This is a genomic window from Thalassobacillus pellis, from assembly GCF_016908295.1.
In the GTDB taxonomy this organism is placed as follows: Bacteria; Bacillota; Bacilli; order Bacillales; family Halobacillaceae; genus Thalassobacillus; species Thalassobacillus pellis.
On the sequence record NZ_JAFBDO010000003.1, the window covers coordinates 75,135 to 98,821 of the forward strand.

The 23,687-nt window shown below is 41.2% G+C and carries 23 protein-coding genes; 9 read left to right on the forward strand and 14 right to left on the reverse strand.

The window, feature by feature from the left end:
* Positions 1-70 precede the first annotated feature (70 nt).
* Positions 71-505: a cell wall hydrolase gene (locus JOC33_RS10955; RefSeq protein ID WP_205092576.1), complete on the forward strand. Its 435-nt coding sequence runs from the start codon at positions 71-73 to the stop codon at positions 503-505.
* A gap of 242 nt (positions 506-747) precedes the next feature.
* On the opposite strand, the gene JOC33_RS10960 is transcribed toward JOC33_RS10955, so the two are convergent.
* Positions 748-975, reverse strand: a complete 228-nt coding sequence (locus tag JOC33_RS10960; RefSeq protein WP_205092577.1) for a hypothetical protein — start codon at positions 973-975, stop codon at positions 748-750.
* Between the two features lie 219 nt (positions 976-1,194).
* Here JOC33_RS10960 and JOC33_RS10965 point away from each other — a divergent pair, with 219 nt between their 5' ends.
* Complete coding sequence (locus JOC33_RS10965; protein WP_205092578.1) at positions 1,195-1,674, forward strand: GyrI-like domain-containing protein; 480 nt, start codon at positions 1,195-1,197, stop codon at positions 1,672-1,674.
* 120 nt (positions 1,675-1,794) lie between these two features.
* Here JOC33_RS10965 and JOC33_RS10970 read toward each other — a convergent pair whose 3' ends face one another.
* The 4 genes from JOC33_RS10970 to JOC33_RS10985 all read right to left on the reverse strand — a co-directional run bounded on the left by JOC33_RS10970 (position 1,795) and on the right by JOC33_RS10985 (position 6,656).
* A complete protein-coding gene (locus tag JOC33_RS10970) occupies positions 1,795-3,033 on the reverse strand; it encodes an SGNH/GDSL hydrolase family protein (RefSeq protein WP_205092579.1) in 1,239 nt (412 codons plus the stop codon).
* Positions 3,034-3,271: 238 nt separating this feature from the next.
* Positions 3,272-4,294 (reverse strand): NAD-dependent epimerase, encoded by a 1,023-nt coding sequence (locus JOC33_RS10975; protein ID WP_205092580.1) that lies wholly within the window; start codon positions 4,292-4,294, stop codon positions 3,272-3,274.
* Positions 4,278-5,339, reverse strand: coding sequence for a glucose-1-phosphate thymidylyltransferase (locus JOC33_RS10980; RefSeq protein ID WP_205092581.1), 1,062 nt, complete (start codon positions 5,337-5,339; stop codon positions 4,278-4,280). The genes JOC33_RS10975 and JOC33_RS10980 overlap by 17 nt, the downstream gene beginning before the upstream one ends.
* A gap of 24 nt (positions 5,340-5,363) precedes the next feature.
* Positions 5,364-6,656, reverse strand: a complete 1,293-nt coding sequence (locus JOC33_RS10985) for a UDP-glucose dehydrogenase family protein (RefSeq protein WP_205092582.1) — start codon at positions 6,654-6,656, stop codon at positions 5,364-5,366.
* A gap of 223 nt (positions 6,657-6,879) precedes the next feature.
* Here JOC33_RS10985 and JOC33_RS10990 point away from each other — a divergent pair, with 223 nt between their 5' ends.
* From JOC33_RS10990 to JOC33_RS11005, 4 genes are all read left to right on the forward strand, one after another.
* On the forward strand, positions 6,880-7,998 hold the full coding sequence (locus JOC33_RS10990; protein ID WP_205092583.1) for a CotS family spore coat protein: 1,119 nt from the start codon (positions 6,880-6,882) through the stop codon (positions 7,996-7,998).
* Complete coding sequence (locus JOC33_RS10995; protein WP_205092584.1) at positions 7,995-9,644, forward strand: glycosyltransferase family 4 protein; 1,650 nt, start codon at positions 7,995-7,997, stop codon at positions 9,642-9,644. Before JOC33_RS10990 ends, JOC33_RS10995 begins: the two co-directional genes overlap by 4 nt.
* Before the next feature lie 295 nt (positions 9,645-9,939).
* On the forward strand, positions 9,940-10,725 hold the full coding sequence (locus JOC33_RS11000) for a DUF2935 domain-containing protein (protein WP_420825715.1): 786 nt from the start codon (positions 9,940-9,942) through the stop codon (positions 10,723-10,725).
* A gap of 320 nt (positions 10,726-11,045) precedes the next feature.
* Positions 11,046-12,263, forward strand: a complete 1,218-nt coding sequence (locus JOC33_RS11005; protein WP_205092586.1) for a cation:proton antiporter — start codon at positions 11,046-11,048, stop codon at positions 12,261-12,263.
* 375 nt (positions 12,264-12,638) lie between these two features.
* Here JOC33_RS11005 and JOC33_RS11010 read toward each other — a convergent pair whose 3' ends face one another.
* Complete coding sequence (locus tag JOC33_RS11010; protein ID WP_205092587.1) at positions 12,639-13,016, reverse strand: putative zinc-binding protein; 378 nt, start codon at positions 13,014-13,016, stop codon at positions 12,639-12,641.
* 395 nt (positions 13,017-13,411) lie between these two features.
* Between JOC33_RS11010 and JOC33_RS11015 the strand changes: the two genes are divergently transcribed.
* Positions 13,412-13,984 carry a hypothetical protein gene (locus JOC33_RS11015; protein ID WP_205092588.1) on the forward strand — a complete coding sequence of 191 codons (573 nt, stop codon included), beginning with the start codon at positions 13,412-13,414 and terminating at the stop codon, positions 13,982-13,984.
* Positions 13,985-14,066: 82 nt separating this feature from the next.
* On the opposite strand, the gene JOC33_RS11020 is transcribed toward JOC33_RS11015, so the two are convergent.
* From JOC33_RS11020 to JOC33_RS11050, 7 genes are all read right to left on the reverse strand, one after another.
* The gene (locus JOC33_RS11020) at positions 14,067-14,930 is read right to left on the reverse strand and encodes an SDR family oxidoreductase (RefSeq protein WP_205092589.1); all 864 of its coding nucleotides are present in this window, start codon (positions 14,928-14,930) and stop codon (positions 14,067-14,069) included.
* 138 nt (positions 14,931-15,068) lie between these two features.
* Positions 15,069-16,538 carry a betaine-aldehyde dehydrogenase gene (betB, locus tag JOC33_RS11025; protein WP_205093059.1) on the reverse strand — a complete coding sequence of 490 codons (1,470 nt, stop codon included), beginning with the start codon at positions 16,536-16,538 and terminating at the stop codon, positions 15,069-15,071.
* A 13-nt stretch (positions 16,539-16,551) separates the two neighbouring features.
* The gene (locus JOC33_RS11030; RefSeq protein ID WP_205092590.1) at positions 16,552-17,082 is read right to left on the reverse strand and encodes a chromate transporter; all 531 of its coding nucleotides are present in this window, start codon (positions 17,080-17,082) and stop codon (positions 16,552-16,554) included.
* A gap of 5 nt (positions 17,083-17,087) precedes the next feature.
* A complete protein-coding gene (locus JOC33_RS11035; protein ID WP_205092591.1) occupies positions 17,088-17,672 on the reverse strand; it encodes a chromate transporter in 585 nt (194 codons plus the stop codon).
* Positions 17,673-17,676: 4 nt separating this feature from the next.
* Positions 17,677-18,684, reverse strand: a complete 1,008-nt coding sequence (locus JOC33_RS11040) for an NAD(P)/FAD-dependent oxidoreductase (protein WP_205092592.1) — start codon at positions 18,682-18,684, stop codon at positions 17,677-17,679.
* A gap of 29 nt (positions 18,685-18,713) precedes the next feature.
* On the reverse strand, positions 18,714-19,073 hold the full coding sequence (locus tag JOC33_RS11045) for a Rieske (2Fe-2S) protein (RefSeq protein ID WP_205092593.1): 360 nt from the start codon (positions 19,071-19,073) through the stop codon (positions 18,714-18,716).
* Complete coding sequence (locus tag JOC33_RS11050) at positions 19,051-20,145, reverse strand: amidohydrolase family protein (RefSeq protein WP_205092594.1); 1,095 nt, start codon at positions 20,143-20,145, stop codon at positions 19,051-19,053. The genes JOC33_RS11045 and JOC33_RS11050 overlap by 23 nt, the downstream gene beginning before the upstream one ends.
* Positions 20,146-20,449: 304 nt before the next feature.
* On the opposite strand from JOC33_RS11050, the gene JOC33_RS11055 reads away from it, so the two are divergent.
* Both JOC33_RS11055 and JOC33_RS11060 read left to right on the forward strand, forming a co-directional pair.
* The gene (locus tag JOC33_RS11055) at positions 20,450-21,064 is read left to right on the forward strand and encodes a PH domain-containing protein (RefSeq protein ID WP_205092595.1); all 615 of its coding nucleotides are present in this window, start codon (positions 20,450-20,452) and stop codon (positions 21,062-21,064) included.
* 314 nt (positions 21,065-21,378) lie between these two features.
* Positions 21,379-23,196 (forward strand): LysM peptidoglycan-binding domain-containing protein, encoded by a 1,818-nt coding sequence (locus JOC33_RS11060; RefSeq protein ID WP_239534150.1) that lies wholly within the window; start codon positions 21,379-21,381, stop codon positions 23,194-23,196.
* On the opposite strand, the gene JOC33_RS11065 is transcribed toward JOC33_RS11060, so the two are convergent.
* Complete coding sequence (locus JOC33_RS11065) at positions 23,191-23,613, reverse strand: hypothetical protein (protein WP_205092596.1); 423 nt, start codon at positions 23,611-23,613, stop codon at positions 23,191-23,193. The two genes, JOC33_RS11060 and JOC33_RS11065, sit on opposite strands and share 6 nt — an antisense overlap.
* Positions 23,614-23,687 lie beyond the last annotated feature (74 nt).

The window sequence follows — 23,687 nt, forward strand, 5'->3', positions numbered from 1 at the left end:
AATACATAAATGCTCTGTCCATATAACTATCCTATTATATATACTCATACAATACTTTGGGGGTGAAAAAGTGGCGAGAATAAAGTACACAAGCTCAGATGTTGGCTTAATGGCAAGAATGATGAGAGCGGAAGCTATAGGGGAAGGAAAGCAAGGAATGTTGTATGTCGGGAACGTAATAGTTAATAGAGGGGTAGCGGATTGTTTAGACTTCAAAGATTTAAGAACCATTCGGGATGTCATCTTTCAAGTACAAGGAGGAAATTATTCGTTTGAAGCTGTCCAGAAAGGTAATGTATTTTATCAAAGGGCTAGATCCGCTGAAAAAAGGCTGGCAAGGAAGAATTTAGAATTTTGGAGGGACCACCCAGCGAAATTTGCTTTATGGTATTTCAACCCATATGGTCCATGTCCTTCCACATGGTATGGTCAACCTTTTACTGGTCAATTTAAAAACCATTGTTATTATGAACCTGAAGCAGGAACATGTGCCAGTGTTTATTGAGAAGTGTACTTATAACCACGAGGGTCTTAGTGTATAGTCTGGGTAAGAAAACACGAGATGGATCTTTTATGAAAGTAGACGGCTATTTTATAACAATAGCCGTCTATTCTATATAAGAATCTTTTTGGAGATACTGCCATATGGAGGAACAGAATTGATAAAGGTGCCGGGTGAAAATGAACATATAAATTAGAATAAGAACCATATATTCTGATTGTCTCGTACCCGAATCTTCAAAAGAGTTAAAAAAGAGCAAGTGGTGTAAAGATGAAAAATAATACCCCAAACATAATAGTAATATATCCATTACGTTTCTTCCTTTTCAAATCTTCTAATCCACTTAGTAATAGGATTAGTCCAAATAGAAAACCATACCACGGTGACAATAACGTTACTGATTCCAATACAAACGAAGATAGTAGATAAATACCAAAAGAGACGGTAATAATCATCGACAGTAGCTTTAACAAACAACTACCCCCTTTCCTTCAGCATAGGCGTGGTTACTGAAAATACTATCACACTTTTTTGGTACCTGAGGGGTGTTTTCTTACATATTTATCCCATTTGCAGCAGCGTAATATCTTTGCTGTTTTTCTTATTTTAGAGAAAAGGAAAATTGTTGCTCATTATGGAAATAGATAATGGAATAGTAGACTATAAACAAAATGGAGGAAGGAGTTAAAGGAATGGAAAAAACGGATTCAATCACGTTAAATGGTGTGAGAGAAATCGGGGAAAAGAAATTAGTCGGTTTTCGAGTAGTCTGCGAGGATATGAAAGGTTATGGTGAGGAAATACCAAAGACTTCTATGATGCTTGACAGACGAAAAGACGAGATAAAGCAGTTGATTGAGCCTGTAAAGCTTATTGGTGCTTTTAAAGCAGGAGAAACTTCCGAAGGAGACGATGGTTACTGGGTTTGTTATGAAGTGCGAGATTTTGAGGATATTCCTGAAGATATGGTTTCTTTAATTATTCCTGAGCAGAAATATGCCGTACTACATTTCAAGGGTCATGCATCGGAAATTTTTAAGGTTTATACGCATCTACATAAATGGGTCAAGGAGAATGGATATCAGAGATCACCTGAGAAGTGGACGCTGGAAATCTACTCTGATTGGACGGAAAATGAAGACGAAGTAGATCTATGTGATCCAATTGATTAATAACGAATAAAAATTCTTCACAGATGTTTCATCCGTTAGCGATTTTTACAAATAAAAAATGGGCGACTACCGTCAGTCGCCCCTATGTTCAGCTGGTATAATGCAGCTTAGGATGGGGGTCTATTCGAACATGGAAAGGTCGATAGTTTCCGCCATTTTTTTATAACCGGCATCGTTAGGGTGGAGGTGGTCACCCGCGTCATATTTAGGCAGGTAGCGTGCAGGGTTTTCCGGATTTCTCAAAGCTTTGTCGAAATCGATCACTCCATCAAACGCTTTACTTGTCCTGATCCATTCATTTACTTCCTGGCGGGTCTTTTCCCCTTTCTCTGTGTATAACCCTGAACCTTTAAAAGGAGTCAACGTGCCTCCATAAATTTTCAAACCTTCATCATGAGCAGCTTCGATTATTTTTTTCATTTCCTCAATAATTTTATTCGCACCAATGTCCGGATGGTGTCGGATGTCATTTAACCCTTGATGAAGAATCACTCCCTTGACACCTGTTTGAGTAAAAACATCCTGTTCTAGCCTTGCCATAGTCTTTTCCCCTTTTTTAGGAGGACTGTTCAACAATTGATTGGCAGAAATCCCTGCGTTCAAAACGGACAATTTAACTTTCGATTTTTTCTTGTTCATCCGTTTTGCTAAATAATCGGGCCAGCGATGGTTTGCATTCAAAGTCGAATGATTGCCATTAGCAATCGAACTTCCCACGACCACAAGGGATCCTTTGACTGAAGTATCGGTTGTTACATCGATGCCGCCAAGCCAGAACCAAGCTTCTTCTTCCTTATCGAAAGAGGAAGCACTTGTGTCTGATACGTGATTTCCATCAGATATATAGGTGGTTTGCATCGAACGGGGATGCCAAGTTACAGGTCCAGTGTCATCCTTAACGAAAAGACTGACAGCGAGGTTCTCCCCGTTTTTGACTTTGAAGGGGATAGGATCACTGTATACTACTTCGCCAGGGGGGATTGTCACTTGCTGATCACCTTTAAAGGAAATTTGCTTGGCAGTGCCTGGAACAGTTTCAGCTCCTTCGTTTGCAGCTGCTACTTGTACCTTTTCAATGGACAATGGATCTTTGCTAAACGCATTGGATAGCTGAATACGCATTTCATTGCCATCAATATGAGGGTGGACGATCATTCGTATGGTCTTGTTTTCAAAACCTTGTTGGGAAATCCCCTCTTTAAAAGGGGCCTGCATACTTGCTGACCAGGCAGCTACCCACTTAGTTTCATCGTCGCCATTTTCTATCTCATCAGCTTTTTCAGTCTCATTCATACCCGTACAACCTGTTAACAATGCAAGGAATAATAAAACATAAGCCAGAAAAATTTTATACTTCATTAAAAAACACCCGCTTTGATCACATCTTTATTGACTATTATAATGTAACGTTAATTTACCCATTTGTTAAAGGGACAATCAGCATATGAAAAAATACCAATATAACTATCAAATGTTCTAAAATTAAGTATTGCAAATTATGGAAGTAGATTGAAGGAGTTCCAGGATCACCTGCATTAAAAAAGCCTTTCGTTAGTTCAGGGAACTTTTGAGAGGCTTTTTTTCGTATTTTTAAATTTTATTTTATTCCATAGTAATCCTTATACCAATCAATAAATTTGCTCACGCCTTCTTCGATTGAAGTATCCGGCTTGTAGCCGACATCACGTATCAAATCATCGATATTTGCATAGGTGGCGGGGACATCGCCATCCTGCATGGGCAGAAGCTTCTTTTTGGCCCTGATTCCGAGCTTATCTTCGATAGCGTTAATAAAATCCAAGAGTTTAACCGGCTTGTTGTTTCCGATGTTATAAATTTTATAAGGGGCGTGACTTGTACCAGGATGTAAGCCCATTATCGGGTTAGGCACAGGGGGATGATCGATCAGCCGAATAATACCTTCGACGATATCATCAATGTAGGTGAAATCTCTTTTCATATTTCCGTGGTTATACACATCGATGGGGTTTCCTTCCAAGATTGCTTTTGTGAATCGAAACAAGGCCATATCAGGTCGTCCCCAAGGTCCATATACGGTAAAGAAGCGGAGGCCTGTTGTCGGCAATTGATAAAGGTGGCTGTAAGTGTGAGCCATCAGTTCGTTGGCTTTTTTTGTAGCAGCATATAAACTGACGGGATGGTCGACATTGTCCTCAACGGAAAACGGCATTTTCTTATTCATGCCGTAGACGGAGCTGGAAGATGCATAAATCAAGTGGTCGACGTGATGATGACGGCATGCTTCCAGGATGTTGATGAAGCCGACTATATTTGAATCGATATAGGAGAAAGGGTTTTCCAAGCTGTAACGGACACCAGCCTGGGCTGCAAGATCTATTACGACTGAAGGTTTGTGCTTTGCGAATAGAGCCGTGACAGCTTCCCGATCTTCCCGTTCGATTTTCTCAAAAATAAACTGACTGTTGTTTAATAATTGCAATCGGTCTTGCTTCAATTTGACGCTGTAATAGTCATTCAAGTTATCAATACCGATGACAGTCTGCCCCATATGGAGCAGCCTCCTGGCGACGTGGAAACCGATGAATCCTGCTGTTCCAGTGACCAGAATGGTGCGCTCATTTTTATTCGGTGTTATCATGCTTCTTCGTCCTATCGTTGGTAATGATAACCTTGGATTCATCGCCGAACACCAGATGCATGACCTCTTCGTCCCCATCCAATCCCACAATTACCGCTTTTTCGCCGAATATACTGTCTGTGATTTCGTAGGGGATGTTTTCAAGATGTGATCCTTTTAACAGGATACTGTTTTTGAGTACGCAATTTTTCACGATAGCGTCCGATTCGATTGATACATATGGACCTATAACTGAATTATCGATTGTACAGTTTTCTCCGATGTCGACAGGAGGGATGATGACGGAGCCGTCTGTCTTACTATCGATGAAGTCATCGTCCGTGGTGCGGGAATAGTGTTTTAGCATCCACTGGTTGGCTTCCAGCCAGCGGTCGATCGTTCCGACGTCAAAGGTCGGTTTCGTTGTTTTTACGTGATTGATGGTATAACCCTGATCGATCATCCATTGGATAGCATCGGTGATTTCGTATTCCCCTCTTGCCGATGGAGAAATAGCATGGATTGCCTTGAATATTGTCGGCTGGAACATATAAGCTCCAATGACAGCCAAATTAGATTTAGGCTCTTTTGGTTTTTCTTCGAGTTCAATAATTTTGTTGTCTTTTATTTTCGCTATACCGTAATCTTCCGGCTTACTGACTTCCGTTACCATGACCGTGCCGTGAGTGGATTCTTTCTGGAAGGATTCTTGTATTAAATCTAACGGTTCATCGATCAGATTGTCACCTAACAACAACACCATAGGGTCAGATCCGATAAAATCTTCTGCCTGGGCAACGGCATGGGCGATTCCCTTCGGTTCTTGTTGATAGATATAATGAATTCGGACGTTCTTATTGGTATAAGCATGTAATGATTTCCTGAACAGTTCTTCCTGCTGAGGCTTGATGACAAGGCCGATATCCTGGATTCCAAGATTGGATAATTGCTCAATTCCATAGCTGATGACGGGACGGTTGGCAACAGGCAATAACGGTTTTGGTTTGGTTTGTGATAATGGACGCAGCCTTGTTCCATTCCCGGCAGTCAAAATTAACCCTTTCATACATTTCTCCTTTCTAAGAAGTTTCTAAGGATAGCCAATCCCTTCATAGTGAAACTCCCATTCGTTTAGTTTTTCAGGTTTTAACATATTCCTGCCGTCAAATATGGCAGGATGCCGGACAAGATTCCGTATCTTAGCCCAGTCAAGTTCTTCATACTGTGGCCAATTGGTACAAATGATAATGGCATCAGAATCCTTAACGACTTCATAAAGGTCATCACTTTGGTGGACGCCTCTATTTCTCCATTCTTCAGATAAGGCCACAATCGGGTCATGGACCACAACTGATGCCTGCTCTTCCAGCAAGTGATGGATGACTGGCATAGAAACGGACTCCCGGGTATCGTCTGTGTAAGGCTTGAATGCCAGACCGAGTACAGCTATTTTTTTTCCTTTGAAGGACTTCAAATGCTGCCGTGTTTTTGTCAGTAAATATGTCGGCTGCTGTTGGTTGACTTGCTCGACTTCCCGCAGAATATGGAGTGGAGCTTGCTTATCATTTGCCGTCCACAACAGTTCCTTGACGTCTTTTGGAAAGCAGGATCCTCCGTAGCCTAACCCTGCATCCAGGAAAGATGGTCCGATTCGCTTATCCAGACCTATGCCTTTGGAGATATCACGGACGTTGATGCCGAGCTTGTCGCAAAGTTTTGCTATTTCATTTATGAAAGAGATTTTCGTCGCTAAAAAAGCGTTGGAAGCATATTTGATCATTTCGGCTGCCCGTGGTGTAGTCTGCAACAAAGGGCAAGTCCAGTTCTTGTAAATACGAGTGACTGTTTCCAGTGCGTCACCTATGTGGCTTCCAATCACAATCCTGTCTGGATAAAGAGCGTCTTGTAAGGCGCTGCCTTCTCGCAGGAATTCAGGGTTCATGACCACTTTGACTGGAGAAGCGTCTTTACTGGCTTCCATCACCCACTGCTCCACATTCTCTGTCGTGCCGACTGGTACGGTACTTTTGACAACGATTATTTTCTCGTTATTTTTAAACCTCCCGATCATTTGAGCAGCATTTTTAATATAGGTGAGGTCTGCGTTCCCGTTTTCCAGAGAAGGAGTTCCAACTGTAATGAACAAAATATCATTATTAACAATTGCCTGGCGGGCTTCTGTAGTGAATTGAAGCTTTTTCGCTTTGACTTGCTCCCGTAGCATTTCCTCCAGTCCAGGTTCATAGAAATATAGATTTCCTTTTTTAAGCGAATCTATTTTTTTGGGATCTATGTCCAATCCAGTGACCTCATGGCCGGCACGAGCCAATACAACGCCCATGGTCGTTCCGACATATCCCTGCCCTATAATTAAAATTCTCATAACACTTTCTCCTCGAATTGTAATGATACGATTACTATATTGTTAGTCTCCCTAATAGAAACGGCGGATGACCGCTGATTATAAAGAAAGGCACTCCTCATGGGTAAGGAATCACACTTCTTCATGGGTTTTCTAATGCTGCCTATTTTTACCTTTTGTAAGTAAACAATCCATACAATGTTCGGTAAGTGGAATAGGATGGTTGTACTACGGAGGTGAAAGTATGATAAATGAAATGATTGAACCATGGTCGGAAGAAAATCTTGATGAAAGTTTGGGAGATTCCCTGTATGTCCCATCCTATATCGAAGAAATGGGGTGGAAAGTTTTAGAGTCATACGATTTTAAGCAGGTGGATAGTATGACGGTCATGGCGACAAAGCCTTTTAAAGGCGGAGCAATTTGGAAAATAGAAACGGATAAAGGTCCATTCAGTTTAAAGCTACTACACCGAAGGCCGACACAAAGCAAGTTTTGTCTTGGAGCCCAGGAATATTTGGTAAAAGAAAAGAAGGCTAACGTTCCAGCTATCATCCCGACAAAAGATGGGGTGAATTACGTGGAAATGGGAGGAAAACTTTGGTTTGTCGCCCATTGGGTGGAATCCCTTCGTCCATTAACAGAGAGCCTGGAAGGAACGAAACAGCTGTGCAATGCGTTAGGCGAATTTCATAAATTGACCAAGGGCTATGTCCCGCCGTCCGATGCGGAATTTGTCTCTCGTCTTCATCGGTGGCCGAGAACTTATGAACGTGTCGAAAAGAAATTAGACTGGTTCCGGGATATTGCGAATGCTTATCATGAGCTGCCGTCAAGCGATACAATTCTTTCGGTCATCGATATGTATCAGGAACAGGCACGGAATGCTCGCACTCGTCTTGCCGAGTCTCCATATGAACAGATACTTGCTAGCGGAACAGAAGAAGCAAGCCTCGTCCATCAGGACTATGGGTGGTCCAATGCACAGCTTGCTGATAATGGAATGTGGGTCATCGATTTGGACGGAGTGTCTTTTGATATTGCGATCCGGGACTTGAGAAAGTTGATCATCGACCGGATGCATGCCTTGGAAACATGGGATGTGGAGTACATCAGGGCAATGATCCAGGCCTATGAGGAAGCAAACCCGATAACGGATGAGGAGTACCAAATGTTGCTCATTGATTTATCACTCCCGAATTTATTTTATAAATTTATTAAACCCATCGTCTATTCCCCTACAACGTTTATGACAGAGGCAGTCGATCAGGAGCTGCAGTTATTGATCCAACTGGAAGAAGAAAAGTGGCCGGTTTTACAGCAATTGGCTCAAGACAGGAAAGGAGGACTCTCATTTAAATGAAAATATTAATTATATGTACGGAAAAATTGCCGGTTCCGCCTATTCGCGGAGGTGCCATTCAGACATATATTGCCGGAGCATTGCCAAATTTGAGGCATAAACATCAAATCACTGTTCTTGGAAGAAGTGATGCGTCCTTGCCAGATGACGAACTGCAGGATGGCGTCCGTTATTGCAGGGTAGGGGGTGGATTGTTAGAGATCTATCGGGATAACGTCGTCGATTTCCTGCAATCCTCCTCGGAGCGCTATGACTTGATTCATATCTTTAACCGCCCTCGTCTGGTCAATCCAATCCGGGCATTAGCACCCAATTCGAAAATAGTGTTAAGCATGCATAACGACATGTTTAAACCGGAAAAAATCGATCCTGAGGAAGGAGCTGCGGTAGTAGAAAACGTAGATAAAATCATTACCATCAGCAATTATATCGGGCAGACTATTCAAGATTTATTCCCAGCTGCTGCCCCCAAACTGCAGACTATCTATTCTGGGGTTGACCTGGACCGTTTCGTCCCTTCTTATTCCCCAAAAGCGACAACAATAAGGTCAAGGATACGTAAGGAACATAACCTTACGAATAAGAAAGTCATCTTGTATGCTGGGAGGCTCTCCCCGAATAAAGGAATTGACGTCCTTATTCGGGCAATCCCTGAATTAGCCAAAAAGCATAAAGATATAGCTTTGGTTATCATGGGAAGTAAATGGTTCAGCGATAATTCCATTACGGATTATATTGCCTATGTACGCGCCTTGGCAGACCGTCTCCCTATCCCCGTTATCCAAACAGGCTTCGTTTCCCCTGATAAAATTCACGAATGGTTTGTTGCATCTGATCTATTCGTCTGTACCTCGCAATGGCAAGAGCCGTTGGCCAGGGTCCATTATGAAGCGATGGCCGCAGCATTGCCCATTGTAACTACGAACCGAGGCGGGAACACGGAGGTTATCGAGCCCCATAAAAATGGCATTGTAGTAGAAAATCCTCCAAACCCAGGAGAGTTTGTTGAGCACATTTCTTACCTCCTTTCCAATCCGGAAAAAGGGAAGAATATGGGCAGATACGGACGTACATTGGCAGAACAGTACTATAGCTGGGATCGGGTAGTCAATGATATCGCTTCTGTTTGGGATGAGATGGAGAATATGCCTGTTAAGAAGACCGAAACGATTCACTCTACTGAACCTGATCAGCAGGCGGAAGAAAATACAGTCGTATTGCCGGAGGAAACTATTCCAATTGAGTCTGGTATTGAAGTTGAAAAAGAAAAATCTCCAAAACCAGAAGAACCTGCTCCTATTGAGCATAGCCAGAAAACGAAGAGAAGGAGATGGCTTGGAAGGGAAACCACAGGAAGCAGATTTCCCGAAAAAGTTGAAGAATTAAGCCGCATGTATCAAGAACCGACCTCAGGGGGAGACAGCCTGCCACAGGATAATTCGGTTCAGACAGGAAAGGAGGATATTCCTGGTATGAAGAACGAAGAACATTCCTTAACTAATATAGAGGATGAGAGCAGCTCTAACGCGTTGTTTGTGGAAGATGAAGAAAGCAGTTCTATCGAGATGTTTACAGAAGAAAGCAGCTCCGCTGAGGCGGAACAAGTAGAAAAACCGAGACGGAAACTGATCTGGAAACAAAAATAACGGTAACTGTTCAGTGTGGAAATAAAAAAGTTTTCATAAGTGCAGATTACCCTTTAAGAACCAGAGGCTGAAGTGGCTGATTTTTAAAACCTTATATGAGCGCAATTCATGTTTGAATTGCGCTCGATAAATGAGGGAACCCCATTGATTACCTTATATTTTTTATTTAGCAGGACGCTTCATAGAAGGTTCTGTTTATATTGATTTAGTTTACTTAAGTTAAAACTTTTTGAGAATTAGGACAAAAAGTCATACGTAGTTATAGAAAGGAGTGAAGGTGAGGGGGGAGAGTCTTATAAATTCAATTGTTGCAAGGTCATTAGATGAAATAAGATTTTGGTCCAGGATTATGAAGGAACATGCACTATTTCTGAGTTTAGGGTTTACGTATGAACAGAAGCAATTGATTGACGAAGCAAATCAGTTTATTACTATTTTTGAAAGGATTGAAGAGAAATTAACTAGGTACACGGTAAACTCTGATATACGTCAAATTCAAGCTTTTAATGCAGAAGTTTATCAAGCAGCTGTCGCCATATGGAACTATAAGAGGAAAGTGCTCGGTTTAACTTTACGTTGTGAAATTCGTTCAAATAACTACCCTTTATTGATTGACCATATTAGTAGAGAAGCCGCTTACTTTGCCAATAGGTTAAAAGAACTTAATGAAGGGAAACTAGCCCCAGAACCAGATGCTATTATTGAAGAAAATGTCTTCTTTCTAAGAATCATGGCAGATCATGCTAAGTTCATAGGACACCTTTTAGATCCTTCGGAGAGAAAGTTAGTGGCACAGGCAAGAGAGTTCAGTCATGATTTTGACCAATTATTATTCCAGGCAGTTGATTTGGATTCGATGCAGCCACAATCAGAAACTATACCTCTACTAGATCAGTTCTTAGACCAGAATAGGGTATCTGTTACTTCATTAAGAGATTTTAAGAAAACTGCCAGAGAATTAATAGAGGAATGTCGTATTAAGAGTAATATACATCCCCTCTTAGCAGATCACACATTTAGAGAAGCAGAAAGGTTTTTGGAAATCATAGATTTATTTGAGGCTAGTCTGAAAAAGGCATAAAGCAAAACATATGATGTGGTTAATAAAATGACATGAGAACATCCCCATAAAGACAATTTTTTAGATGATACTTAGTTTTTACCTGGTGTAAGAAACGGAAAAGCTGAAGACCCTGGTACAATACCAGGGCTTTTTTTTGAACTTTAATATCAATGTTTACACTATTAGAAAGCAGCCGTTTTTCACAAAATATGTCTATTCACCTATAATTAACATGCTTTTAAGAAATAATGATGTTGGGAAGTATGGCATACTAACAAAGAATCCAGGAAAAGATAATAAAAAAACTACAGAATTCTCTTTAATCGAAAGGGGCCTCTATGCATTTTCATGAAGTATTTATCGAAATATTAATGTTGATGGCTATTTCCATTTTTGTGATAGGGATAGCCAAACTAATTAAACAACCTTATTCCATAGCCCTTGTGATGGTAGGGATCATACTAGGCTTAACCGAGATTACCGTATTTGAAGCAGCGGAAAACTTCATAACCCAATCGAATGTTTTTCATGCGATTATAGTTTCTTTGTTTTTGCCTATTTTGTTGGGTGACGCTACATTAAAGATGCCGATAGAGCACTTTTTTGAATACAAAGCTGTTTCCTTTTCCATGGCTTTCTTAGGAACCTTTACAACATTCCTGGTAATTGGACTCTGCACTTATTTTTTACTTGATCTCTCGCTGGTAGTAGCTTTCACTTTTGCAGCATTAATGAGTGCCACAGATCCAATTAGTGTCATTACTATTTTTAAAAATCTGGGGGTATCAGAAAAACTTTCTACTGTAATGGAAACAGAATCATTATTTAATGATGGTATTGCTGTTGTTTTATTTAATATTACTACGATCTATTTATTGTCCTATATGGAAATGGGCCTTGCCGGAGTTGGCAGTGGTATTTTACTATTTTTAAAATTTGTCATTGGTGGCACTGTAGTGGGTGCAATACTCGGTTTTTTTATCTCCCAGGTGATCCGTTTTTATGATGATTATCCATTCGAAATAGTTGTTTCTTTATTAATGTATTTTGGTAGTTATTTTATTGCTGAGCACTTCCATTTCTCAGGGGTTATAGCTGTTGTAGTCAGCGGTTTGATTTACGGAAGTTATGGAGCAAGAATCGGCATGACAGATACGACCAAAGTCAATATCAATTCGTTTATGGACACTATTACAGAAATAGCCAACAGCTTGATATTTTTGATGGTTGGGCTAGAGATTCGTAATATTGATTTCACGGATAAATGGCTATTGATTATTTGGGCGATCATAATTGTATTAATAGCAAGAACCCTCTCTCTTTATATGAGTACATCCTTATCTAAGAAAATACCTAGTAAATGGAAGGTGATCATGAACTGGGGTGGATTGAAGGGGAGTTTATCCATAGCTCTTGCCCTAAGTTTACCCACTTCCTTTGAAGGAAGGGATACAATATTAATATTGACATTCAGTGTAGTCGTATTTTCCTTGGTTATTCAGGGATTAACAATGAAACCGTTAATTATGAAGTTAGGTTTAAGGAAAGAGGGTTAAATCATTTACACTATTTCCTGAATCAAAAGGGTGCAACCTCTAGCGGGATTATCCATAATAATAAAAGTAAATTAGGGAGAAAGCGAACTGAAAGCAGACTATTAAACCTTCTGAAGACATATTAGAATTACAACCGAAGGAGCCATATATAAAGGTGCTGAACCGAATTACTGTCGGTTCAGCACCTTTTATATAGTTAGGGATCGATTCTGAAATAATCAGTTTTTCTTAATATATTTTCCATCTTATCATAAACTACGAAGCGGTATTTTTCCTCTTTAACATCTTCTTTGTTCACAATAAAAGTAGCGGTACCTTTATCTGAGCCTCTCCATTCTGTTTTAAAGAAAAGTAACTAAATAAACAGAACCACCTTTAAGAGGAAATATTCGTATTATGCACTACTTGTTCCAAGATCTGATTATAGGCATTTTCGGTTAGGATAGGATCTGGATCTACACCCTTTTTCTTTGGTACATCAAAATCTGAAAGAACGAAATGATGCTTTGCATTTACATCATGTCTAGCCAGGGAGTTCTTACAACAGGAAAGTATGCATCCGTCTAGGGCAATGATTTCTCTTCCGGATTTTGCAGTTCGAACAAGCGATTTTACATCACCACCAACCCCCGCAATACACGACATTTCTGCAACATCTGCACGGTCCATTTTAATGGCAATAGAATTGGCAGTCTGTGCTGCCGATGAACAGCCTGAGCAAGAATAAACAATTGGCAAATGATTTCTTTTCATAAAACTTCTCCTCCTAATTGCCTTTTATAGGCAAGAAATTTTATATCAACTTTAATTTATATTGATGATAAAATCAGTGAATTATATCACTGTGTTTTTTTGTGTGTGCTCATAGTGAAGGATGCTTATATAAGAGTTAAATCCAAAATTTTGGATATATAATAATTGAAGCTGGTTAATATACTTGGCGTCTGAATTTCCGTAACATATTCTTATAAAAATATAGGGAGAAAGAACCTTCACTAACTGTTAAACAATCATCATCTTTATGAAATTAGTTGTTAAAAAGCAACTTTTTTATCAATTTTTATTATCCAGGCGGATATCAAGATAATCATCCTCTTTCATGTGCTATTATATTTAATAATCGTTACTATTAAAGGAGGTTCCCAAACATGTTCACGTTAAGGAACGCTATTGGGATGCGACTCGAGGATATACAAGAGGAAAAAAAGCATTTACGGGAAATGATCAAGCAGCTTACGAAGGAACAACACGATTTGATAAGCCGATTAGAGCGTTTGGAGAATTATAGGGAAGATATGGACACAACCTCCCTTACCGCGACATTAACGGACTCGGATAGCGATATAAAAGGCATGGATACGGACATACCGACTGACATCGTGATAGAGAAAACAACAAATAAATACTTGGATAACGCAACTTCAAGCGCCTCGAAAAACGAATATGTGATTCCTACTGAACCGGAAGCTTATTCCCAGGATGGTTCAAAAAGTATGAGCTATAAGGAACTGACCCAAATTCTAATTAAATATGCTAAGGAACACAATAACCAGGTGGACCACAAAGAATTTGAACAATATTTGATTGATCAATACAATTTTACTCCAGTAAATTTTTCACATATTATTTGGAGAGCAAGAAAAGAAGATCCACGGTTAAGAAGTTTAATAAGTGGAAGCAGAAAAATAACAATACTAGATCATAGTGTGGTAGAGAAATAGCTATTATATTATCCATTTAGAAAAACGAAGGCTTGTCGCCAAGTCCTTTTGGCGAAAGCCTTCGTTTTTCTTATACTTGTAATTAGCTATTAACATGACTCCCGCCATTTACATGAAGCATCTGTCCTGTTACATAGCTCGAATCATCGCTGGCTAGATAAACATAAGCGGGAGCGACTTCCCTGGGCTGACCTGGTCGTCCCATGGGGTTATCAGAGCCAAATTCGGCCACTTGCTGTTTATCAAAGCTTGCCGGAATGAGTGGTGTCCATATCGGTCCAGGTGCGACACCATTTACTCGGATTCCTTTACCCACTAACGACTTGGCGAGAGACCGTGTAAACGTGGTAATTGCGCCTTTGGTCGATGAATAATCAATCAATTGTTCATTACCAGCATAGGCTGTGATGGAAGAAGTGTTAATGATAGAGCTGCCATTTGTCATATGGGGAAGGACTGCTTTAGCCATATAAAAGTAGGAAAAGATATTCACGCGAAATGTCTTTTCCAACTGCTCGTTTGTGATAGCCAGAAAATCCTCTTGTGGGTACTGGATGGCTGCATTATTTACTAGAATATCAATTTTCCCAAAATCCTTCGCGATTTGTTTGACGGCTGTTTCACAAAAGTCTGCATCGCCAATATCCCCACTTATCAGCAAGCATTTTCTCCCTTCATCCTCCACCAGTTTTTTCGTAAGTTCCGCGTCTTCATGTTCATTTAAATAGAGGATAGCAACGTCTGCACCTTCTTTTGCAAAATACAGACTTACTGCCCTGCCAATTCCACTGTCTCCTCCGGTAACTACCGAAACCTTTCCGGCCAACTTTCCGCTACCCTTATAATTATTATCTGCATATTCCGGCAATGGCTTCATTTCGTTTTCAAACCCGGGTTGGCGATTCTGATGCTGTTTGGGCTGTATTTCTTTCTTTTTATTAGGCATGTTTTTTCCCTCCTATGTAATCAATGGGTCACGAATTAGGATGTCCAGGAGGTACATATTTAACCATCTAAGGATACGGGAATAAGGAAAAAAATTAAAGGTCAGCCAGATAATTCTGACTGACCTTCAGGTTGTAAGTTAAAACCAATGAAGAGGAGCAGGGTTGGTGTTTTCATATACATGCTTCACTTCGGTATATTCTTCAAGCCCCTGTCTGCCAAGTTCCCGGCCAATTCCTGAGGACTTATAGCCTCCCCAAGGTGCCTGGGCGAAATAAGGATGGAAATCATTGATCCATACGGTCCCCATGCGAAGTTTGCCTGATAACCGCTCAGCCTTCCTTATATCCTTTGTCCAAACAGCTCCAGCCAGTCCATATTTGGAGTCGTTGGCTAACTCTACTGCCTTTTCTTCATTGCTAAATCGTTCGATTGTCAGCAGTGGCCCGAACGTTTCTTCCTGGACGATTCTCATGGAAGTATCACAATCGGTGAAGATTGTAGGTTCGTAAAAGAAGCCAGATTGTAGTTCTTCAGCTTCAGGACGTTTACCGCCGGTGAGAAGGTTCGCACCTTCGTTAATACCGATCGCCACATAGTTTTCCACTTTTTCACGATGTTCTTTTGAAATAAGCGGGCCGGACTGGGTAGAAGGGTCGAATCCATTTCCTAATTTTATTTGTTTCGTTCGTTCCACTAATGCTTGGACGAATTCATCGTGAATGGAATCTTGAATGAGTAATCGGGCGCCGGCTGAGCATACTTGCCCAGCATGGAAGAATACAGCATTTAAGGCTTGGTCTACAGCTGTTTCAAAGTCTGCGTCCTCAAATACTATATTCGGGTTTTTACCACCAAGTTCAAGGGCAATCTTTTTGAAATTGCCGGAAGCGGCGGTCATGATCTTGCGTCCGGTTTCAATGCCGCCCGTAAAGGATATAAGGTCTACGGAAGTGCTTTCAGCAAGCAATTGTCCTGTTTTGGATCCTTGTCCTAATACCAGGTTGGCTACTCCGTTCGGGATACCAGCTTCTTCTATTAATTCCATCACTTTAATCGTAGTTAACGGAGTAATCTCACTGGGTTTTATGACGAGTGTGTTCCCTGCTGCAAGTGCAGGAGCCAATTTCCAGGAAGCCTGCAATAGGGGGTAGTTCCATGGAGTGATTTGTCCACAAACCCCTACAGGTTCCCGAACAACTTTGCTTTTGGAATCGGGAAGGGGAGATTCGATCACCTCTCCGCCATCTTTATCAGCAAGACCGCCGTAATAACGGAAAACTTCCGCGATATCACTCATATCATCCAGGCTTTCCGTCAGGGTTTTTCCAGAATCTAATGTTTCTAGTTCGGCTAATTCCTGGTGATCCCTTTCAATCAGCTCGGCAATTTTTGATACGAGCTTCCCCCGTTCGGTTGCTGAGGTATGACGCCACTCTCCATTATCAAAAGCTTCTCTGGCAGCATCAATTGCGAGTTGTGTGTCAGTCTCATTCCCTTCAGGAACTTCTGCGATCTCCTCTTGATTAAATGGGTTGATGATTGTACGTGTATTACCGTCAACAGCGGGAACCCATTTACCATTAATGTACATATGTTTCTTGTTCATCATTATTCCTCCTTCAAAGACCATAAATCAACATGCCTAATAATCCGGAAATACTGATCACCCAAACAGGAGAGACCTTTTTGTACAGCAAAATAATCGCCAGGATCATAATAAGGTATTGAGGGTATTCTGCTGATCGTGAAAAAATGTCATTCTGGACGCCCATTCGGACACCTGCATATAAAATCAATGCAGTAATCACCGGATGAATGCCATATAAACTCTGACTGAGCAGCTGGGTCCTGGCATGGTGTGCAATTAGTTTTATCAGTAGCAATACCAGGATCAAGGAAGGCAGTAAATTACTGCCCGCCGCTATGATCGCACCTACTATTCCAGATGTCTGGTATCCTATAAATAAAGCTGTATTGGTTGCTATAGGTCCGGGAGCACTTCCGGCAATGGCAATGATGTCTGTAAATTGCTGTTGGGACAGCCATTGGTGTTCTCTGACAGCTTGTTCCATAAGAGGAATCATTGCATACCCTCCACCAAATCCGAACAAGCCGATTGTAAAAAACTCGATAAAAAGCTGAAAGAGCATAAGTGTTAGCTCCTTTTCTTACGATAGGCATGGAGAAGCCCACCTGCCAAAGCCCCTCCAATAATGAGAAAAACAGGAGAGATGGTCAGGCCGAAAAGCAGGACGACAGCAACAGTAAATAGCAGTAAGGTGAAAAGGTCGCGAATCGCACCTCTGCCAATTTTAAAACCTGCAAATAAGATCAGCCCGATAATTGCTGGCCGTATTCCTTTAAAAGCATCTTCAACAATAGGCAATTCCTGATACGTCAGAAAAAGGTAAGTTAACAGGACGATGATAAGAGCAGCCGGCAGCAGCATGCCGAGCATAGCCGCTAAGGCTCCGCCTATCCCGCGTACTTTGTAACCCATATATATCGAAGAATTAATAGCGATAGACCCTGGGGCTGATTGTGCAATTGCTATGATGTCAGGAACATCCCTGCGCATAAACCATCTCTTTTTGTTTACAATTTCACTTTCAATATGGGGAATCATTGCTATTCCCCCGCCAAAGGTAAGCGGACTGATTTTCATAAAGGTAAAAAATAAGTCAAAAAGGACATTTATATAGTTGTCGGTTTTATAAGGTTGTTTCGTTCGCGAAGACAATGGATTATTCCCCGCCCAAAACTCTTGTACTATGAGGCGGCTGCACTCTTGTATCAGGGTCAATGTAATGTTTTGCCTGACTAATAGCTGTAGGAGCTTCACCGAATCCTGTTGCAATCAGTTTTACCTTCCCGTCATAGGTGGTAATATCACCGGCAGCATAGATTCCGGAGATGTTAGTCTCCATCTTCTGATTGACAACTATGGCGTTCTTTTCGATTTCTAATCCCCATTCTTTAATTGCACCAAGGCTTGATAGAAAACCGTGGTTAACAATCAGGGAGTCTATTTCCAGATTTTCCGAGTGTTCACCTTTCGTTTCTTTTAAAACGACAGATTCTAAATGATCCTCTGTGCCTATCAGTTCATCGACCGCCATAGGTGTTTTGATTTGAACGTTTGTTTCTTTTAACTGATTGATACTATGCTCGTGAGCTCTGAATTGATTACGGCGGTGTACAAGTGTTGTTTCAGCTGCAATTTCTGAGAGCATGAGGGCCCAATCGACAGCTGAATCTCCTCCTCCTGATATACATACTCGTTGACCTTCGTGCGCATTGAGGTCAGTGATGGAGTAGAACAGATTTTTCCCCTCATACTTATGGGCGGTTTCATGCTTCAGGCGACGGGGTTGAAAGGCACCAGCGCCACTTGTTATCACCACTGTTCTGGCGTAATGGATCGCCTTTGTCGTTGTAATTTTAAAAAGTTGCTCTCCCAGCTTTTCGACATTTTGAACGTTTTCTTCGAGGCACATCTCAGGATCGAACTGATACGCCTGTTCTTCTAGCTGGTGGACGAGGTCTTTGGCCAATATTTTAGGATAACCTGCTACATCATAAATGTATTTTTCGGGGTATAAGGCCATCAGCTGACCGCCTGGCTGAGGCAAGCTGTCAATCAGCTTGACGGACATTTCCCGCATTCCGCCATAGAAAGCAGCAAATAAACCTGCAGGGCCACCACCGATAATAAGAACGTCAGATATATTTTCAGATTGGTTTATATTCATGTTCATCACCTTCTAGATCAATAGATTAATTATTTATAGAGAATGACATTTTCATCCTCTACTCGTACTTTAAAACTTGGCAGCTTTTTTTCAGGGTTAGCCAGCATCCTCCCCTCGTTCTTTATATCAAATTCTCTTCCATGCCAAGGGCAGCGAATAATTTCACCTTTACGGCAATGATGGTAATTTCCGGGTTCACTCTGAGAAGTATTAGCCCCGCACATCATTCCCTTGTCGAGGGGAGCACCTTGGTGGACACATTGATTCATAAAGGCATAGAAGTTGCCATCTGGCGTTCTGCAGATCAAGACATTTTGCTTCCCGAAAATGGATTCCTTCATTTCACCTGGCTGAATATCGGATGTTTTACAGACAACTTGTTCCTTCATGATATCCCTCCCTCGTGTTTGGTATTTTTGGATAAAAGTTCTTTGCATTTTCATAGAAGATTTTCTTTTTCAGTTCCGGGTCCAAATTCGGTAATGCCCGGTAAGGGGAATCATAGTCCCAGTGTGGATAGTCTGTAGCGAAACAGATCATTTCGTCTGTCCCCATTTGTTCCAAAAGAGATGTAAAGTCTTTTTTGCTCAACTCTTCCGAAGGCTGAGTGCAGAATCGAATCTGTTTTTTCATAATGTCGCTTGGCTTTCTTTTCAACCATGGAACTTCGTGACGTAAGTCCCTGTATTGCTGATCCATTTTCCACATCATATGAGGAATGAAAGTAAATCCACCTTCAATCATGATAAGCCCAAGGTTCGGAAACTTATCGAATACCCCATTAAAAATCATATTAGTGACTTGTTTCATATGAGCAGTAGGGATTAAGGTATGCCATTCGATAAAGTATCTTGGCCATTTCCCATAATAGATTGGCGGCTCATTGTGGTGCATTCCAATCATCAAGTTGTGCTTCTCAGCTGCTTCGAATATAGGGTGGTAGTACGGGTCGCCCCACATAATGTCATCGATCGGCAATAATACCTGTACCATTTTTGGGTGAGAACCGACTCTTTCAATTTCTGTCACGGCTTCATCACGATCCTGAGCGGCAACATGAACGGACCCATATAATCGCTCATCTTTATCTAACCATTTATCTATTTGCCAATTATTGTAGGCAGACGCTAACGCTGCCGCCATTTCGTGCCAACCGTGCATGGATGAAGGCGATGGGTCTAACGCCCCGGTTAAAATACCGAATTCATGACCAACATCATCTAAAAGTTGTTCCTGCATAAACGCTAAATCTGACCCTGCAGGTCTGCCATCTGGAACAATGGCATCTGCCCGGTCCACTCCTGCAATAGAAGGCTGCGTGTAAGGCATGTGTTTTTCCTGAAGCCAATGACAATTCGAGATATAATGCCTGAATGGCTCATCAAGATATTCAAGAAGCTCTCTATATTGCACTCGTTCATGAATATCTGTATCTACTAATGGAATCGGTTGTTTAGCCATAGGTAAATCCTCCTTGTTTGATGTTTGCATATAAGATAAACCTATCAACGAATTACATAAGCTCCAAACCTACTGAGAGCGACTGAGTATCATTCAGTAAGCCCAGTTCCTTTCAGTTCGTCTCAGTGAAGCTCAGTGCTAGAATTTTAATTTTTTTGATATGAGGTAACAGATTCTTGGGAATATGGCACTCTGGTCAAATGTAACTGTATCCCTTCCATACCTGAGAGGAGACTGGCGCGTTTTGTAGAAGTAGTAAATTGGGAATGAAAAAATGGGAGATTATTTTAGGAGGGTATGTTCTATGCTAAAGAAAATGGCAAGCGATGCTTTAGGTTTAAGTGATATTGGTAAAATCATTAAAAGAGAAGACTTCGATAAAACACAATCAGATGATTTTGTTTTGACAGAAGATGGGGAACGAATCCATTTTTTGATCAAGTCAAAAAGTGATGAGTACTGTTTTACTAATAAAGCCTTGATCCATTTGGATGGGGAAAAGGCTTCCAGCAGCAAGCGCAACATATATCGGTATGATTATTACAAGCATCCTATCAGGGACGTCTCTATTGAAACGGCTGGCACTATCGATTTGGATCTGGAAATTAAGTTTTCTATTGGGGACAGGAAATTAAGTATTGATATTGATAAGAATGAAGGAGAAGCGATCGCTGATCTTTACAAATCACTGGTAGCTATTTCACAAATTCAGGAAGACAATAGCCTGCATTCCGATTATGCCAAGGAAAGTCTGATTACGGCGCGAGAGTTGATAAAGGATAATCGTTTCCACGATAACGGTATTTCAAAGGAATTTGAAGAAGCAGCGAATTTTGCTTATAGCTGGTTTGCAGAAAAACATAAGCAAAATACCAGGAAAGATTTCAAAGATATTTTTGAAAAGTATATTCAAAACTAGATGAATCAAGCGCCTTTTTATGAGATTAAAGAGAGCACCAACAAGAAGGCTGCAAAATTGCACTTCCTCTATTAAATAGAGGTGGTGCTTTTTTATTGTTTTTAGCTTTAGCATTTTCCCTCTAATACGTAAACCGATCCTCTTTATGAGTGAAGGCGATAAGGCGAGATTCAGCTTAAGCCTGTCGGTGGGGGAGCACAATGCTAGTAGCTTTTGTTCGATACTTTCTCATGCATTTTTTTAGTTCCAAAAGGATAGGTTAAAGTAATTCGATATACCAAAGATGTTTATTTCATTTCATGTAGGGAGGGGAAATGATGCAGCTCTTTTATACGGTGCGTCCAGGAGATACCATTTCTCAAATAGCGAAGCGGTGGGGGCTGCCAGTGGGATCGGTTATCGCTGCGAACAATTTAGAACCGCCTTACACGATTTATGTTGGTCAGCAGCTGTCCGTTCCTCCTGGAGTGGATGTCGTTCGTGTCCGGCCTGGTGATTCAGTTTTTCAAATTGCACAGTCCTTTGGTGTGCCAATGTCTGTCTTGATTGAAGCCAATCAGCTGGTACCTCCATACACCATACAAACTGGGCAGTTGCTGAAGGTTCCGCCTGGTGTACCATATTACGTGGTGCAGCCTGGGGACACATTGTTTCAGATTGCAAGCAGATTTAATGTGGTAACGAGGGGAGCCAGTAATCCAGGCATGATCAGACAAGTAAACCAGCTTTCATCTGATGTGATTTTTCCGGGGGATCGACTGATTATTCCATATGCACCTCCAGGAGACCAGGGGCTGATCGCTTATACCTCCAGCCGTGGCGGAAGCTATGACATTTGGATATATGAGCCTGCCAGGGGAACGAGCAGGAGGATTACACAAGAATTAGGGGAGTCATTTTCTATTCCTTTCTGGTCCCAGGACAGCAGAAAAATTGCTTTTGTCGGCAGAGGAGGGATACTTTATGTCATTGATTTAGCGGGAGGTACGATTGCCCGAATTGACCAGTTCGCTGAAGGGTTAGGAGTTTATTTAAGCTGGTCTCCTGACAGCCGTAAACTGACCTATACAAAAAATGACACCATCATTATATATCAAACGGTTACCCACCAGGCGGAAAGGATTATTCAGCCTGGCGCTACTGATGTCCAGTGGTTTCCAAGCGGGGAGGCACTCCTCTATCAGGCACCTGATCAGTCTGGTGTCAGCCAGCTTTTTTATATTCAAACTGATGGAACAGGCAAACGGCAGATTACGCAAAACACTGGTGGGAGGCTCAACAATGTCCGGCTTTCCCCTGATGGGGCTTACGTGTTATATACTACTCCTGGGGTCAGCATCTCCCTTATTTACATCATTGAGCTTTCAAGCGGAAATGTGTTCGAAGTAAGTGGTGGCCCGCTTGCGAAAAATTATTTCCCGGTGTGGTCGCCCGATTCATCGACAATCGCTTACAGCGCCACTGCCCATGAGGATGTCGGATATTTTTCATTAATAAGGACTACAGAAAGACAAGGGCAGAACGACCGTACCATGGCAATTTCAGATTGCTTTGCTTCTCCTGTGACATGGTCACCTGATGGCCGGAAAATTGCATATCTGTCAGGGTGTAATTTTCAGGGTACTGCCAGCGAGATGTGGCTCATTGATTTGCTTCATCCAGTTCCTATCCAATTAATAACAGGTGATGCCATTACTTCTCTGCAATGGTCTCCCCGACCGATTGCAGTTTCCAAAAACACCTATACAAATAATGAATATCAAGTGCAATTTCAGTATCCTGCCCATTGGCAAAAGGTGACGGATGAAAGGTATGAAGGCCCGGATGGATTCTTCCAGATTTCAGCAATTTCTTCCGAGGACCCCCTTCATGTCGTATGTCAGAATGAAGCATTTCAGCAATTGCTGCCGTACGGTTCCGAACCTCGTGTGATCAGCACCAAAATCCAGGGACAGCAAGCATGCTTTATTTTTCCTTCACCAGACCAGCCTGCAGAAATGAACAATCAGGCAGCCTTGATTGTCCGGTACCCCGAGCCGGTTCAAATCGACGGAGAAACTTACAATTATTTTATTCTCTGGGCAGATCAGAGCCACTTAAGAGAGATAAGCTCGACGCTTGTTTTTTTATAACCCCTTTATAAGTTGATTATTCATCTCCCGCACTTTGTCATAAGACTCCAGCAGCTCTTCAGGTACCAGGTTTCTTCCATATTCCCAGGCATTTGTTTCAATTTCTGATTTCAACTGTGCTACTTCATCATCTTCACCATACATGAAGGTTCTCAGGTCGTGTTTGTGTTTCTTGAAGGTCAGATAGTAGCCGATCTCATGATAAAGAATAATCTTAACGAAATTTTCCTTCGTTTCATTGAGTTTGATTTTACTCATATAACCGTTGATTTCAAGATAGTTAAAATGAATCATATTGTACGAGACGTTATAACTCATAGGCGCAGACAGGTTGTTATTCGCTTCGTAATTAATATCTAAATTGTTCTCTTCCAATATATTTTTTATAATCTTTTCGATATCCCAAATATATAGCATTTTTGTAATCACTATCCTTTTATTGGTATTCTTACTCTTAATATAATTGAATTTTACAGTAATTTAAACTGGAA

Coding starts and splice junctions, on each gene's coding strand:
- JOC33_RS11040 (WP_205092592.1), bottom strand. CDS start 18,684: ATGAATATAAACCAATCTGAAAATATATCTGACGTTCTTATTATCGGT.
- JOC33_RS10965 (WP_205092578.1), top strand. CDS start 1,195: ATGGAAAAAACGGATTCAATCACGTTAAATGGTGTGAGAGAAATCGGG.
- JOC33_RS11065 (WP_205092596.1), bottom strand. CDS start 23,613: ATGCTATATATTTGGGATATCGAAAAGATTATAAAAAATATATTGGAA.
- JOC33_RS10990 (WP_205092583.1), top strand. CDS start 6,880: ATGATAAATGAAATGATTGAACCATGGTCGGAAGAAAATCTTGATGAA.
- JOC33_RS10985 (WP_205092582.1), bottom strand. CDS start 6,656: ATGAGAATTTTAATTATAGGGCAGGGATATGTCGGAACGACCATGGGC.
- JOC33_RS11055 (WP_205092595.1), top strand. CDS start 20,450: ATGCTAAAGAAAATGGCAAGCGATGCTTTAGGTTTAAGTGATATTGGT.
- JOC33_RS10975 (WP_205092580.1), bottom strand. CDS start 4,294: ATGATAACACCGAATAAAAATGAGCGCACCATTCTGGTCACTGGAACA.
- JOC33_RS11010 (WP_205092587.1), bottom strand. CDS start 13,016: ATGAAAAGAAATCATTTGCCAATTGTTTATTCTTGCTCAGGCTGTTCA.
- JOC33_RS11020 (WP_205092589.1), bottom strand. CDS start 14,930: ATGCCTAATAAAAAGAAAGAAATACAGCCCAAACAGCATCAGAATCGC.
- JOC33_RS11060 (WP_239534150.1), top strand. CDS start 21,379: ATGATGCAGCTCTTTTATACGGTGCGTCCAGGAGATACCATTTCTCAA.
- JOC33_RS10995 (WP_205092584.1), top strand. CDS start 7,995: ATGAAAATATTAATTATATGTACGGAAAAATTGCCGGTTCCGCCTATT.
- JOC33_RS10970 (WP_205092579.1), bottom strand. CDS start 3,033: ATGAAGTATAAAATTTTTCTGGCTTATGTTTTATTATTCCTTGCATTG.
- betB (WP_205093059.1), bottom strand. CDS start 16,538: ATGAACAAGAAACATATGTACATTAATGGTAAATGGGTTCCCGCTGTT.
- JOC33_RS11050 (WP_205092594.1), bottom strand. CDS start 20,145: ATGGCTAAACAACCGATTCCATTAGTAGATACAGATATTCATGAACGA.
- JOC33_RS11030 (WP_205092590.1), bottom strand. CDS start 17,082: ATGCTCTTTCAGCTTTTTATCGAGTTTTTTACAATCGGCTTGTTCGGA.
- JOC33_RS11045 (WP_205092593.1), bottom strand. CDS start 19,073: ATGAAGGAACAAGTTGTCTGTAAAACATCCGATATTCAGCCAGGTGAA.
- JOC33_RS11005 (WP_205092586.1), top strand. CDS start 11,046: ATGCATTTTCATGAAGTATTTATCGAAATATTAATGTTGATGGCTATT.
- JOC33_RS10980 (WP_205092581.1), bottom strand. CDS start 5,339: ATGAAAGGGTTAATTTTGACTGCCGGGAATGGAACAAGGCTGCGTCCA.
- JOC33_RS11015 (WP_205092588.1), top strand. CDS start 13,412: ATGTTCACGTTAAGGAACGCTATTGGGATGCGACTCGAGGATATACAA.